We start from the raw sequence: 13,796 nt of genomic DNA on the forward strand, positions 1-13,796 counted from the left end.
GCGGCGGGTGCCGCGGGCCGCGCTCCAGGTGTCCGGGCCTCGACTCGCCAGGACTCGGTGGACCTCAGGACTCAGTAGACCTCTGGACTCAGTAGACCGCGGTGTGCCGCTCGATCTGCTGCGCGAAGAAGTCTGCCCAGGAACGGACCTCGGGGTGCTGCTTGAGCAGGGCGCGGCGCTGACGCTCGGTCATACCGCCCCAGACACCGAACTCGACGCGGTTGTCGAGTGCGTCGGCCCGGCACTGCAGCAGGACCGGGCAGTGCCGGCAGATGGACGCGGCCTTACGCTGCGCCGCGCCGCGGACGAACAGCTCGTCCGGATCGATGTCCTTGCACCGGGCCTGGGCCACCCATTCCTGGCGACCCTCCCCGATGATGATCTCCTCGGAGCCGAGGGGGTTGCCGGCACCGGGGCGGACCCCGTGGTCGGAGGAGTGGGTGGTCCCGGGGAGGGTGGACGTCATCGAAGTACCCCTAGCGTGAGTGGAGTCGTGGACGGGTTCACCGCGCTCGTCTCCGGCCTTCTGAGCCCGCCCGACGCGGCGGACTCACTGTGTCGGCGGGCGTTCGCACCTGAGATTCGTGTATCGCGATCCCATTCCGGTCCGATCCGTCCCGCGTTCCCCCATATTGTTACCGCAGTCACACAACAGAAGTAAAGAGTCGACACATGATCGCCGCGCGACGGGTGGTCCCGGAGGGGTGGTCACGTACCCTGTGCGTGTGTCGGCTATGAGTTCGCTGGGAAAGCTGGTCGCGACGTGTGTCGCCGCCGGGGTGGTCACGGCGGGGTCCCTGTTCCCGATCGCGGGGGCAGCGGGGCTGGCATCCAACAAGATGGCCGACACGTTGGCCGGGACGTCCGCGGACCTCATCAAGGGTGACCTGCCGTCGATCTCCACGGTGACCGACTCGGCCGGCGCCCCCATCGCGTGGCTGTACGACCAGCAGCGCGTGCCGGTGCCCAGCGAGGAGATCTCGCAGCAGATGAAGCTGGCGATCATCGCCATCGAGGACCGCCGGTTCGCGGACCACAACGGTGTCGACTGGCGAGGCACCGTCCGCGCGGCCCTGACCAACGCCACCTCGGGCGAGGTCGAGCAGGGCGCGTCGACGATCGACCAGCAGCTGGTCAAGAACTACCAGTTCCTCGTCTCCGCCGAGAACGACGCGGAGCGTCGCGCCGCGGTCGAGACCACGCCCGCGCGCAAGATCAAAGAGATCCGGATGGCGCTCACCCTCGACGGGGAGTTGAGCAAGGACGAGATCCTCACCAAGTACCTCAACCTGATCTCGTTCGGCAACGGCACGTTCGGCGTCCAGACCGCCGCGCAGACCTACTTCGGCGTCGACGCCCGCGACCTCAGCGTCCCCCAGGCGGCGATGCTGGCGGGCATGGTGCAGTCCACCAGTCGGTTCGACCCGTACACCAACCCCGAGGGCACCACGCAGCGCCGCAACACCGTCATCGACACGATGGTCCAGACCGGCGCCATCACCCCGGCGGAGGGCGAGTCCTACGCGGCCGAACCGCTGGGTGTGCTCGAGCGACCGAACCCGCTGCCCCGGGGGTGCATCACCGCCGGTGACAGCGGATTCTTCTGCGACTACGTCCTCCAGTACCTCGAGGAGAACGGCCTGAGTCGGGACATGGTGGAGCAGGGCGGGTACACGATCCGCACCACCCTTGACGAGACCGTCCAGTCGAACGTCCAGCGCTCGGTCGACACGTACGGCAACCCGACCGCCCAGGGCGTGGCAGAGGTCATGAGCGTCGTCCGGCCCGGCAAGGACGCCCACAAGGTCGTCGCGATGGCCTCCAGCCGCCAGTACGGACTCGAACTGGGTGACAGCCAGACCGTGCAACCGCAGCCGTTCTCGCTGGTCGGCGACGGCGGGGGCTCGGTCTTCAAGGTCTTCACCGTCGCCGCCGCCATGGAGAAGGGCATGGGCACCAACACGAGCCTCCCGGTGCCGCGTCGTGTCCAGGTCTCCGGACTCGGCGCCGGTGGCGCCGCCGGGTGCCCGCCCGCACAGTACTGCGTGGAGAACGCCGGCTCGTACCCCTCCTCCCTGTCCGTGACCGACGCCCTCGCGCAGTCGCCCAACACGACGTTCGTGAATCTCATCAAGGACGTGGGCGTCTCGCCCACCGTCGACATGGCGGTCCGCCTCGGCATGCGTTCCTACGACCGCAAGGGCACCGCTCCCGGAGGCGACTCCATCAGCGAATTCGTCAAGAAGAACAACCTCGGCTCGTTCACCCTCGGGCCCACCGCCGTCAACGCGCTGGAACTGTCCAACGTCGGCGCCACCATCGCCTCCGGCGGCGTCTGGTGTCCCCCCAGTCCCATCGAGTCGATCACCGACCGCACGGGTGCACCCGTGGAGCTGAACGAGCCGGAGTGCGAGCAGGTGGTCGAGGAAGGGCTCGCCGACACCCTCGCCGTCGCCATGTCCAAGGACCACGTGAGCGGCGGCACGGCGGCCGGCGCCGCATCGGGCGCGGGGTGGAGCCTGCCGATGTCCGGCAAGACGGGAACATCCGAGGCCAACAGGTCCTCCGCGTTCTTGGGCTTCACCAACAACTACGCGGCGGCCGTCTACGCGTTCAACGACGGCACCACCACCACCGAGCTGTGCACCAGCCCCCTGCGCCAGTGCTCGTACGGCAACCTCTTCGGTGGCCTCGAGCCGGCACAGACCTGGTTCTCGGCCTTCTCCCCGATCGCCGACATCTACGGCCCGCTCCGACTGCCCGCGCCCGATCCCGCCTACCAGGCCGGGACCAGCGGGGCCGCCGCCCCGGACGTCGCGGGCATGAGCCAGTCCGCCGCGACGTCGCTGCTCACCAACGCCGGGTTCGTCGTCAACACGCAGTTCGTCTCCGGCACGGGCCGCCCGTACGGCACCGTCATCGGCGTCGACGGCAGCACCGGCATCCCCGGGTCCCAGCTCACCCTCCGCGTCTCCGACGGATCGGGCGGCGGCGGGGGCGGGGGCACCGGCGCGCAGGGGCAGGGCGCCTCCGGCCCGGGGGCGCCGGTCGGGGACGAACCCATCGTGCTCAACGTGCCGGGCCTGGCCCCCATCACCATCTCGCCGCCGCGGTGACCCCGCCCGGCGTCGGTAGTCTGGACTGATGTCACGCCCTTCACGCAAGACCCGGGTTTCGACGACCTCCCCCGCCCGCGCGGCGGCCGTCCTCGCCGGGGCGGTCGTGGCGGGAACCGTGTACGCCACGGGCTGGGAGCGCAACGCCTTCACGCTGCGCCGCCACTCCCTGCCGCTGCTCGCGCCCGGCTCGCGGCCCCTGACGATCCTCCACGTCTCGGACCTGCACATGATGCCCGGCCAGAAGCGCAAGCAGCAGTTCGTCAACTCGCTGGCGGAGTTGGAGCCCGACCTGGTCGTCAACACCGGTGACAACCTCTCCGACGCCCGGGCGGTGCCCTCCGTGGTCCAGGCCCTCGGGCCACTGCTCGACCGGCCCGGGGCGTTCGTGTTCGGCTCCAACGACTACTACGCCCCGGTCCCCAAGAGCCCGCTGCCGTACATCGGGATAGGCCGCCAGAAGCACTCGGCCGTCCCGTTGCCGTGGCGGGATCTCAGGGCCGCCTTCAACGAGCGGGGCTGGGTCGACGCCACCCACCAGCGCGCCGAGATCGCGGTCGACGGCCGTAGCGTGCTGGTCGCCGGTGTCGACGACCCCCACATCGGACGGGACCACTACAACGAGATCGCCGGACCCGCCGGGCCCGCCTTCGACCTGCGGATCGGGTTGCTGCACTCGCCGGAGCCACGCGTGCTGGACCGGTTCGACGCCGACGGGTACGACCTCGCGCTCGCGGGGCACACCCACGGTGGTCAGCTCTGCCTCCCCACCGGCGCGATCGTCACCAACTGCGGCATCGACCGCTCGCGGGCCCAGGGCCTGTCCGCGTGGGGGCGGAACCTGGTGTTGCACGTCTCCGCCGGCCTGGGCACCTCTCCGTACGTGCCGGTTCGGACGTTCTGCCGCCCGGAGGCGACCCTGCTGGAACTGGTCGCCGCCCCCGGTGGTGGCGGAGAGGGATCCGAGGTCCCTGTGACCCCGCAACGGGTGAAGGTGCCCCTGCCGGTCTGACCCGGTTTCGCGATTCCGGCGGCGGGGCGCTAGAGTATCCCTCGTTGTCGACCGGGGTGTGGCGCAGCTTGGTAGCGCGCTTCGTTCGGGACGAAGAGGCCGTGGGTTCAAATCCCGCCACCCCGACAATGCGAGGGCCCGGATCACGTCAGTGATCCGGGCCCTCGGCCATTTCGTGCCGTGCCCTCGGGTTCCCCCTGCCGTGGTGCCGCCGACGTGGGGCCGCTCTTCCGGTGCACAGCGGCGCGGACTCTCCGTAGAGTCGTGTCATGACCTCCGAGACCGACGTCCAGAACGCCGCCGCCGCAGGGGACAGCGCACCCGGGACCGGCCCGGCCGTGCACCCGAACTACGGCCGCATCACCACCACCGGGGCGGGGGACGCGGTCCTCGCGGCCTCGCTGCAGAAGGTCCTCGACGGGACCTGGGCCGATGCCCGCGAGTTCACGCGCGAGGCCATGACCCCGGACATGCTCAACCCGATCGGGCTGGGCATGGAGGAGCATCGCGACCATGTACTGGCGCAGCTCCAGCGCCTGGCCGACTCCGGGATGCCCAAGCTGGGGTTCCGCGAGGAGGACGGTGGGACCGGCGACACCGGTGGGGCGCTGACGTCCTTCGAGATGCTCGGCCACCTCGACCTGTCCCTCATGGTCAAGGCCGGCGTCCAGTGGGGCCTGTTCGGCGGCGCGATCGCCAACCTCGGCGACTCCGAGACCCGTAAGAAGTACCTGCCGGACGTCATGTCCCTGGACCTGCTCGGCTGCTTCGCTATGACCGAGGTCGGCGGCGGCTCGGATGTGCAGAACCTGGAGACGACCGCGACGTTCGATCGTGAGACCGGCGAGTTCGTCGTCAACACCCCCACGCCCAGCGCGGAGAAGGCCTACATCGGCAACGCCGCCCGCGACGGCCGGATGGCCGCCGTGTTCGCCCAGCTGATCACGACCGCGGACGACGGCGGGGAACTCCGCCACGGCGTCCACTGCCTGCTCGTGCCGATCCGCGACGAGGCCGGAAACGACCTGCCGGGCGTCCGCACCACCGACCACGGCCCCAAGGGCGGCCTCGCGGGCGTGGACAACGGCAAGATCTGGTTCGACGACGTGCGGGTCCCGCGGGAGGCGCTGCTCGACCGCTTCGGCGCCGTCGACGCCGACGGGGAGTACTCCTCCCCCATCGATTCGGTGGGCGCCCGATTCTTCACCATGCTCGGCACGCTCATCCGCGGTCGGGTGTCGGTGGGAGCGGCGGCGGGCGCGTCCGCGCGCACCGCGCTGGCGCTGGCAGTGCGGTACTCACTGGTCCGCCGGCAGTTCGACCACCCGGAGACCGGCAAGGGCATCCCGCTGTTGGAGTACCGGGAGCACCAGCGCCGGCTCATGCCGCGGGTCGCCCGCGCGTACGCGTTCGCGTGCGCGCAGAACGCGATCATCCTCGAACTGGACGAGTTCGAGAAGAACCCGGAGGCCTTCGACGAGGTCCGTCGCCGCGAGATGGAGACCCACGCCGCGGGTATCAAGGCCTCGGTCACGGCGTTCGCCAACGACACGATCATCGAGGCCCGCCTGGCCTGCGGGGGCGCCGGCTACATGGCGGAGAACCTGCTCACGGAGATGCGCAAGGACTGCGACGTCTTCTCGACCTTCGAGGGCGACAACGTGGTGCTCACCCAGTTGGTGGGCAAGGAGCTCCTGAGCTCCTATGCCGCGGACTTCGGCGACATGGACCAGCGCGAGACCGTCGCGTTCGCCCTGAGCACGGCCGTCGACGTGGTGCAGGAGAAGGCCCGCGCCTCCACCCTGTGGCAGAAGCTCGTCGACGCCGTGACGGACCGCGAGCACACCGACCTGCTCGACCGCGGCAACCAGCTCCAGCTCCTCGTCGACCGCGAGGAGCACCTGCTGGAGACGGTCGCGCGCCGGCTGCGCAAGGCTCAGGGCCAGGACGGTTCGGCGGCGTTCAAGGTCTTCAACTCGGCGCAGGACCATCTCCTGCAGGCCGGTCGCGCCCACATGGACAGCTGGGTGTTCGCCCGCTTCGCCGAGGCCGTGGAGGCCTGCGAGGATCCGGAGGCCAGGGAGGTCCTCGGGATGTTGTGCGACCTGTACGTGCTCGACATCGTGGACGGCGACAAGGGCTGGTTCCTCGAACACAACCGCCTGACGACCGAGCGGACGAAGGCGGCCACCGCGGCCCGCAACCGCCTCTGCACCAAGTTGGCCGGCCGGGCGCGCACGCTGGTCGACGCCTTCGCGATCCCCGAGTTCGTCTTCACCGTCCCCATGCTCACCGACGGCGGCGTGGACACGATCACCGACGAGCCCGCCGACGAACACGAGGTCGTCGGGCTGGCCGACTGACCTCGCGCGACCCCTTCATCGCGAAGAGCGTTCCGCACACGTTTCCCGAGAGGGAGGCGTGCGGAATGCTCTTCTCGTTGCGGCGGGAGCGGGTCCGCCTCGGCGCGACGTCTACCGGCGGGCGCGGGGCCGACCGGCGACGATCACCGCCAGGAGCGAGAACACCGCGACCGCGATCAGGACCGCCGCACCGGTCCAAGCAACGGAGGCGGGCCCGGACAGGAGCACGGCGTCGAGCGCCGCGGTGGCCTGCCCGGTCGTGGTCGCCGAGGTGACGGTGACGATCGCCGAGGGCGCGCCGCCGGCGACCCACACCCACCACGCCGCGCCGGCCGACGCGGCGGCGAGGATCACCGCCGTGATCCGACCGGGCCACGGGCCGAGCACCGCGACGAGGGCGCGCCACAGGGCGGAGGAGGCGACGACGACGAGGGCGACGACAGCCACGGCCGCAGTCGCCCCGCCCGCGGTAGGGCCGTCGGCGGTGGCCAGCGCCCACGCGGACAGGCTCGCGGTGAGCAGGGTCAGCGCGAGAACCGACTCGGCGATCGACGAGCCGGGCCGGCGGACGAGCTGGACGAGCAGTGCTCCGAGCATCGCTGCGGCGGCCACGCCGAGGATTCCGGCGGAGGTGCGGCGCTCGGAGTCGTCGGCGGCCGCGGCGGCCTCCAGCCCGGCGTCGCCCTGCTCGACGGCCAGGGCCCGCCCGGTCTTGCCGATGGACTCCTGGGTGCGGCCGGCGGAGTCGGCGACGCTGGCCGCACCGTCGCGGAGCGTGTCGGCTCCCGTGGCGAGCTCGCCCGCGCCGGCGGCGAGTTCGCGGGCGCCACGGGTGGCGGAGTAGACGCCGTCGCGCAGCTCGGCGCCCGGCGCGGAGAGTTGACGGGCGAGTTCCGCCGCGCCGGAGTCGAGCTGGTCGAGGTTGCTCAGAGTGTTCTGGTCGAGGCCCTGGGTGGCCAGCTGGTCACGGAGCCCGGTCAGGGCGTTGCGCGCCTGGACGACCTCCGGGGCGTCGCCCTGCAGCCGCGACAGCGCGTCCTCGATCGCGGTCGAGACCTGCCCCTGGATCACGGCGACCCCGCGGACCGCACCCACGACCTGACGGACGCCGCCCGCGACCTCCTCGGCTCCGGATCCGGCCTGCCCCATCCCCGCCTGCAACTGCTCCATGCCGGTGGCCAACTCCGCGGAGCCGTCTCGCAGCTGCCCGGCGCCGTCGGAGAGTTCGGTCGTCCCGGAGCGCAACTGCTCCGCTCCGGCGACCGTGAACGACGAGTTGGCCGACGCCTCCGCCAGCGCCGAGCGCAGCGGCCCGCCGGCGCCGGGGGCGGCGTCCTCCTGCTGGGGGGTCGGCCCGACCACCGCCCACAGTGCGGCCAGGACGAGGGGCAGGACGATCAGCGCCAGGCCCAGCAGCCGCCGCGCGGGTCCCCCGCGGGCGGCGCCGACCTCGTGGCCCGGGGCGTCCGGCGCGTCCGGGGGGTCTGATCGAGGGGAGGTGCCGGGGTCGGTGACGGGCAGGATGTCGGTGTCCGGCGAGGTCTCAGAGGGGGCGTCCGAGGAGGTCATGGCCGGATCGTAGCCCCCTGGAACCGGTGTTCCCGCAGGTCACTCGGCATGCCCCCGCATCGGTGTCCGTGGCTGTTGATAAACTTCCGTGGAAACCTTCGCACCCCTCGCCACCCGCTGCCGCGCAGGAAGGAGCCATGAGCCCCGTCCTCGCGATCGCTGCTGCAGGTCTGGCCACCCTGCTCGCGTGGCCGCTCACACGGTGGTTGGGCCGGGGCGCGGGATGGCCGCTCGCGGCGCTCTACCTACTGGGGGCGTTCGCGCTGCTGGGGCCGCTCTCGCTGGCCCTGTCGGGGAGGCCCACCGAGGTCGTACGCATCCCCTGGGTGCCCGCCCGAGACTGGACCCTGGACCTGTTCGCGGACCCCACGGGCCTGCTCTTCGCGATGCTCGCGTTGGTGATCGGCGCGATCGTGTTGATCTATTCGTCGTCGTATCTCTCCGGCGGCGGTGACCACGGGCACGGGCGCCGACACGGTCGCGGGCGGCGCCCACAGCACTACGGCTTCTACCAGCTCATGACCCTGTTCACGGTCTCCATGCTGGGGCTCGTCCTCACGGACTCGATGGTGCTGCTGTACGTGTGCTGGGAGCTCACGTCGCTGGCGTCGTTCGCGTTGATCGCCAACTCGGGCCGCCCTGCCTACGCCGCCGCGCTGCGCACCCTCACGGTGACCGTCGTCGGTGGCCTCGTGCTGCTGGGCGCGCTCGTGGCCATGTGGTTGCGCACCGACACCACCTCCATCTCGGAGGCCCTCGCGCACGACGTGTGGTCCACCGACCCCGGCTTCACCGCAGCGATCGCGGTCGCCGTGGCGGTGGCCGCGTTCACCAAGTCCGCCCAGTTCCCGTTCCACTTCTGGCTGCCGGACGCGATGGCGGCGGCGACCCCGGTGAGCGCGTACCTGCACGCCGCGGCCGTGGTCAAGGCCGGGATCTTCCTGTTCATGCGGTTCTCCCCGGCCTTCCACGACGTGCCGGTGTGGAACGCACTGCTCGTGTCCGTGGGCATGGGCACCGCCGTGATGGCGGCCGTGTTCGCCCTGCAGAAGACCGACCTCAAGCAGCTCATGGCCTACTCCACCGTGAGCCAGCTGGGGTGGATCACCGCGGCGATCGGCGTGGGGACGCAGGAGGCGCTCGCCGCCGCCGCACTGCACACCGTCGCCCACGCCCTGTTCAAGTCCGGACTGTTCATGCTGGTCGGCGTGGTCGACCACGAGGCGGGGGCCCGCGACATCCGCGACCTCGGCCCGCTGTGGCGCCGCATGCCGTGGACGTTCGGCGCCACCGTGCTCGGCGCGGGCGCCATGGCCGCCGTGCCGCCCACCCTGGGCTTCGTGTCCAAGGAGTCCATGCTCATCGCGTTCGGCGACGTCGCCGGCGGGAACACGGTGGCGGTGACCGCCCTGCTGACCGCCGCCGTGATCGGGGCGATCCTCACCTTCCTCTACTGCGCCCGGATCGTGCTGGGCGGCTTCCTCGGCGTCTACCGCGACCCGTCCCGGCCGGCGACCGACCCCGGCGAGGTCCACGAGGCACCGGTCCGGCTCTGGCTGCCCGCGGCCCTGCCCGCCGCGATCGGGTTGCCGCTGGCGCTCGTGGTCTGGGTCTTCGACGTGCCGATGTCCGCGGTCGCCGAGGCCGCGGCCGGGCCGTTCGGGTGGGCGCCCGTGCAACGCGGCTTCGCGGAGTACCGCGCCCTCCCGCCCGGGTCCGACGAGTCGGATCTGGCGTACGAGGCCCACTTCGTGTTGTGGCACGGGTTGACCCTCGAGGTCGGCCTCACCGCCCTGATCCTCGTCGTCGGTGCCCTGCTGGCCTGGAAGCGCACGCCGATCGACCGCGCGCTCGACCGGGAGCTGCTGCCCTTCACGGGCGCCTCCGTCCTCGAGGGCCTGATATCGGCTGCCACCCGCGCTGGCCGTGCGTTGGTCCGTCCCACCGCGTCGGACTCCCCCGCCCGGCACGCCGGCGCCCTGCTGGCGGTCCTGAGCGTCTACGCGGTCGGGATCGGCGGCTGGGCACTGGCGACGGGCAGTTCGATCCCCCCGCGCGTCGGCGGGCTCGAGAGCGCGATCGACGTCGTGTTGCTCCTCGTGGTCGCGGTGGGCGTGCTGGGACTGTGCGTCACGCACTCGCGACTGTCCGCAGCGGTTCTACTGGGTGCGGTCGGGATCGCCGTGACCATCCAGATCTTCGGCCTCGGCGCGCCCGACGTCGGCCTGACCCAGCTGCTGGTCGAGGCGCTCACGGTCATCATGTTCGTGCTGGTCCTGAGGCGCCTGCCCCGCGACTTCATCGCCGCCTCGCGCCCGAGGAACATCGCCGCCATCGTGCTGGCCGTCCTCACCGGCATCACGACCACCATCGGGGTCCTGGTCTTCACCGGGCGCCGGGAACGCTCCCCGATCGGCGTGTACCTGCTCGAGAACGGCCCCGAGATCACCGGCGGGAGCAACATCGTCAACACGATCCTCGTGGAGTTCCGCGCTCTCGACACCTTCGGCGAGGTGGCCGTGCTCGGAGTGGCCGGCATCGCGATCCTCGGCGTCCTCGGCTCGGTCCGGGCCACCGCCCAGACCATGGATCCCGGGTCCGTCCGCGAGACCCTGCCCGGTTCCGCGAAGAGCACCGGCACGGCCGCGGAGGCGCTGGAGGACGCCACCCGCAACACCGTGCCGTTGAAGCTTCTCGCACGGGGCGTGACCCCGGTCCTCGCCGTGGTCTCCGTGATGCTGCTGTGGCGTGGCCACAACGAGCCCGGCGGCGGTTTCATCGCCGCCCTGGTGGCGGCGTGCGCGTTCGCGCTGGTCTACCTGGCCCGCGAGTCGGACCGCCCCGTGAGCCGACCCTCCACCCCGGTCGCGCTCATCGGCGGGGGGCTGGTGGTCGCCGGACTCACCGGGATCGGCGGCTACGCGCTCGGGCAGTTCCTCCAGCCCGCCCACGGGTACTTCCTGGGCCAGCATTTCTCCAGTGCCCTTATCTTCGACCTCGGGGTCTACGCCGGCGTCCTCGGACTGGTCATGACCGCGTTCAACACGCTCGGCGCGGGCCGCGCCCCCGCAGAGGTCGTCTCCGGCCCCGACGCGCCGGACACCGGCCGACGCAGGTCAGCGCCGCGGAAAACCGGTGGTGGGGCCGACACCGGCGTAACCGGGGGCACCCCGGGGACTCGTCGCGGAACCGACGAGGAGGTCGCCCGGTGACCATCGCGATCATGATCGGCGTCCTCACCGCGGGCGGCGTCTACCTGATGATGCAGCGCGGCATGGTCCGTGTCGTGTTCGGTCTCGCGCTCATCAGCCACGCGGTCAACCTCACGTTGCTCAGCGCCGGCGTGGCGGCCTGGCGGGCCGAGCCACTCGCCGACGTCAACGCAGTCGACGTGTCCGCCGACCCGCTCCCCCAGGCGTTCGTCCTCACCGCGATCGTCATCACGCTTGCGGTGACCGTGTTCATGCTCTCGCTCGCCGTGGTGAGCCGCGACGACGACACCCACAACGTCCCGCCCACCGGTGAGGAGTACGCGTCGTGACCGCCCTGCTCCTGCCCCTGCTGGCAGCCATTCCCGTGATGGCGGCCGCCGTCACGGCGATCCTGCCGTCCCGGCAGGCCGGCCGTCTCGTGGCGCTGGCGGTCCCGGCGGCCACCGCGGTCGCCGGGGGAGTGCTCCTCGTACTGCACCGGTCCGAACCGGTGATCGCCGCGTCGATGGGCGGCTTCGTGCCGGGCGTCGCGATCCCCTTCGTCTCCGACTCGTTCGCCGCGCTCATGCTGGTCACCACCGGTGTGGTGGCGTTGATGTCCCTGGTGTTCTGTGACCAGACCGGCGAGTTCGGCCGGAGCCGCTACTTCGCCCCGCTGGCCCTGCTGCTGCTCGCCGGCGCCAACGGCGCCCTGCTCACCGGCGACCTGTTCAACCTCTTCGTCTTTGTCGAGGTCATGCTGCTGCCCTCGTACGCGCTCATCGCCATGACGGGCACGTGGCGCCGCCTCGGCGTGGGCCGGTTGTTCGTCGTGATCAACCTCCTCACCTCCACGCTGCTGCTCGCGGGCGTCGGCTTCGTGTACGGCACCGCCGGGAGCGTCAACCTCGCCGTGCTCGCTGGAGCGGCACAGGAGGACGGCCGGGTCGCCGCCGCCCTGGGCGTGGTGCTCATGGCCCTGTGCATCAAGGCCGGCGCCGTACCCGTCCACGGGTGGCTGCCCCGCGCCTACCCCGGCACCTCCGCCGGGGTCATGGCGCTGTTCTCCGCGCTGCACACCAAGGTGGCTCTCTACGCGGTCATCCGGATCTGGGCCACCGCCTTCGACCTCGATCCGGCATGGGGCCGCGTCCTGTTGGTCGTGGCGCTGGTGACCGCGCTGTGGGGTGCCGTCGCCTCGGCGTCCCCCGTCGGTGCCCGCGAGATCCTCGCCTGGCAGATGGTCTCCGGGGTCGGCGTCATCCTCGCCGCGCTGGCGGTCGCGCAGGCTCCCGGCGGCGCGATCGTCTACATGATCCACCACATGGTCACCATCGGGGCGCTCGTGATGCTGATCGGTGCCGCCGAGCACGTCTACCGCAGCGGGCAGCTGGGCGGGCTGTCGGGCCTCTGGTACCGCGAACGTCCGCTGGGGGTGCTGCTGGTGCTCGCCATCGCGGCCCTCGTCGGACTGCCGCCCACCTCGGGGCTGACCGGCAAGCTCGAGGTCGTGACCGCCGCCCTGGGGACGGGTGGCGCATGGGGAGTCGCCACCGTCGTCGTCGTCCTGGTCTCCTCCCTCATCGGGCTCGTGGCCATGCTCCGGTTGTGGCGCGGCATCATGTGGGGCGGACCCGCGCCCCGTCCCGGCGATGACGACGGTGACAGCGACGAGCGCCAGCAGGGGGTTGACGAGCACGGCGACGACGGTGACGATGATGACGACGACAACGTTCGCCCGTCTCCGCGCGTGCCGGCGCGCCTGCTCGTGCCCGGGGGCGTACTCGCGGCCCTGTCGGTGGCCATCTTCCTGGGGTACGGGGCGATCGCCCCGGAGGTGGACCGGGCGGTGGCCGGCCTCGTCGATACCGACGCCTACGTCTCGGCCGTGCTCGACGGCCCCGATGCGATGACGGACTCGACGATCGGGGGACGCTCGTGATCCGTCGGGTACTCCGCGCCCCGGTCGTCCTGGGGTGGTTGCTGTGGAACGTCGTGCTGTCGTCGGTGGCCCTGGCCAAGGAGGCCGTCACCCCCGGTCCGATCGGCACCCCGGTGCTGGTGCGCTACCCCATGCACTGCCGCACCGACGTGGAGATCACGGCCCTGGCCTGGGCGATCACCGTCACGCCGGGAACACTGGTGACGGTCATCGGTGACGACGAGATGTGGGTCCACGTCGTGCTCGGCGGGCCCCGTCAGGAGATGATCGAGTTGCTCGGTCAGACCGAGGACCGGGTGCTGTCCGTTCTGCGAGGTGAAGACGAATGAGCCCGCTGTTGACGGTGCTGCTGGCCGTGTCGACTGTGATCGTCGTCGCGAGCATGGTGGTGGCGGCGGTCCGCGCGGTACGCGGACCGGGCGATGCCAACCGTGCCGTCATGGCCGATCTCAGCTATTTCTGCGCGGTGGCGCTGTTCGTGCTGTTCGTGATCCGTCAGGGGTCCGCGGTGGCGTTGGACGTGGTGATGCTCGGATCGCTCATCGGTGTGCTCTCGACCGTCGCCCTCGCACGGTTGCTCTCCCGAGGACAGCGGTGACGGGG

The 13,796-nt window shown here is 71.4% G+C and carries 10 protein-coding genes and 1 tRNA gene; 9 read left to right on the plus strand and 2 right to left on the minus strand.

What is annotated here, in order from left to right:
• Positions 1 to 88: 88 nt before the first annotated feature.
• The gene (locus Q2K20_RS13675) at positions 89 to 466 is read right to left on the minus strand and encodes a WhiB family transcriptional regulator (RefSeq protein WP_187352252.1); all 378 of its coding nucleotides are present in this window, start codon (positions 464 to 466) and stop codon (positions 89 to 91) included.
• A gap of 268 nt (positions 467 to 734) precedes the next feature.
• On the opposite strand from Q2K20_RS13675, the gene Q2K20_RS13680 reads away from it, so the two are divergent.
• The 4 genes from Q2K20_RS13680 to Q2K20_RS13695 all read left to right on the plus strand — a co-directional run bounded on the left by Q2K20_RS13680 (position 735) and on the right by Q2K20_RS13695 (position 6,491).
• Positions 735 to 3,116 (plus strand): transglycosylase domain-containing protein, encoded by a 2,382-nt coding sequence (locus tag Q2K20_RS13680; protein WP_317176948.1) that lies wholly within the window; start codon positions 735 to 737, stop codon positions 3,114 to 3,116.
• A gap of 28 nt (positions 3,117 to 3,144) precedes the next feature.
• The gene (locus tag Q2K20_RS13685) at positions 3,145 to 4,128 is read left to right on the plus strand and encodes a metallophosphoesterase (protein WP_269501679.1); all 984 of its coding nucleotides are present in this window, start codon (positions 3,145 to 3,147) and stop codon (positions 4,126 to 4,128) included.
• A gap of 52 nt (positions 4,129 to 4,180) precedes the next feature.
• Positions 4,181 to 4,254 (plus strand) — tRNA-Pro (locus Q2K20_RS13690).
• Positions 4,255 to 4,397: 143 nt separating this feature from the next.
• On the plus strand, positions 4,398 to 6,491 hold the full coding sequence (locus tag Q2K20_RS13695; RefSeq protein ID WP_119193433.1) for an acyl-CoA dehydrogenase: 2,094 nt from the start codon (positions 4,398 to 4,400) through the stop codon (positions 6,489 to 6,491).
• Between the two features lie 111 nt (positions 6,492 to 6,602).
• On the opposite strand, the gene Q2K20_RS13700 is transcribed toward Q2K20_RS13695, so the two are convergent.
• Positions 6,603 to 8,060, minus strand: a complete 1,458-nt coding sequence (locus Q2K20_RS13700) for a hypothetical protein (protein WP_269528913.1) — start codon at positions 8,058 to 8,060, stop codon at positions 6,603 to 6,605.
• Positions 8,061 to 8,197: 137 nt separating this feature from the next.
• Between Q2K20_RS13700 and mbhE the strand changes: the two genes are divergently transcribed.
• Genes mbhE through Q2K20_RS13725 form a run of 5 tightly spaced genes read left to right on the plus strand, consistent with a single transcriptional unit; the run spans position 8,198 to position 13,791 of the window.
• Positions 8,198 to 11,272, plus strand: a complete 3,075-nt coding sequence (mbhE, locus tag Q2K20_RS13705; protein WP_317176846.1) for a hydrogen gas-evolving membrane-bound hydrogenase subunit E — start codon at positions 8,198 to 8,200, stop codon at positions 11,270 to 11,272.
• Positions 11,269 to 11,601, plus strand: coding sequence for a sodium:proton antiporter (locus tag Q2K20_RS13710; protein ID WP_067716236.1), 333 nt, complete (start codon positions 11,269 to 11,271; stop codon positions 11,599 to 11,601). The genes mbhE and Q2K20_RS13710 overlap by 4 nt, the downstream gene beginning before the upstream one ends.
• Positions 11,598 to 13,193 carry a proton-conducting transporter membrane subunit gene (locus Q2K20_RS13715; RefSeq protein WP_269528911.1) on the plus strand — a complete coding sequence of 532 codons (1,596 nt, stop codon included), beginning with the start codon at positions 11,598 to 11,600 and terminating at the stop codon, positions 13,191 to 13,193. The genes Q2K20_RS13710 and Q2K20_RS13715 overlap by 4 nt, the downstream gene beginning before the upstream one ends.
• Entirely contained in the window at positions 13,190 to 13,522 is a 333-nt protein-coding gene (locus tag Q2K20_RS13720; protein WP_269528910.1) for a Na+/H+ antiporter subunit E, read from the plus strand. Before Q2K20_RS13715 ends, Q2K20_RS13720 begins: the two co-directional genes overlap by 4 nt.
• Positions 13,519 to 13,791 carry a monovalent cation/H+ antiporter complex subunit F gene (locus Q2K20_RS13725; RefSeq protein WP_067716228.1) on the plus strand — a complete coding sequence of 91 codons (273 nt, stop codon included), beginning with the start codon at positions 13,519 to 13,521 and terminating at the stop codon, positions 13,789 to 13,791. Before Q2K20_RS13720 ends, Q2K20_RS13725 begins: the two co-directional genes overlap by 4 nt.
• Positions 13,792 to 13,796 lie beyond the last annotated feature (5 nt).

Source organism: Dietzia sp. IN118 (assembly GCF_032905965.1).
Classification (GTDB): Bacteria; Actinomycetota; Actinomycetes; order Mycobacteriales; family Mycobacteriaceae; genus Dietzia; species Dietzia kunjamensis.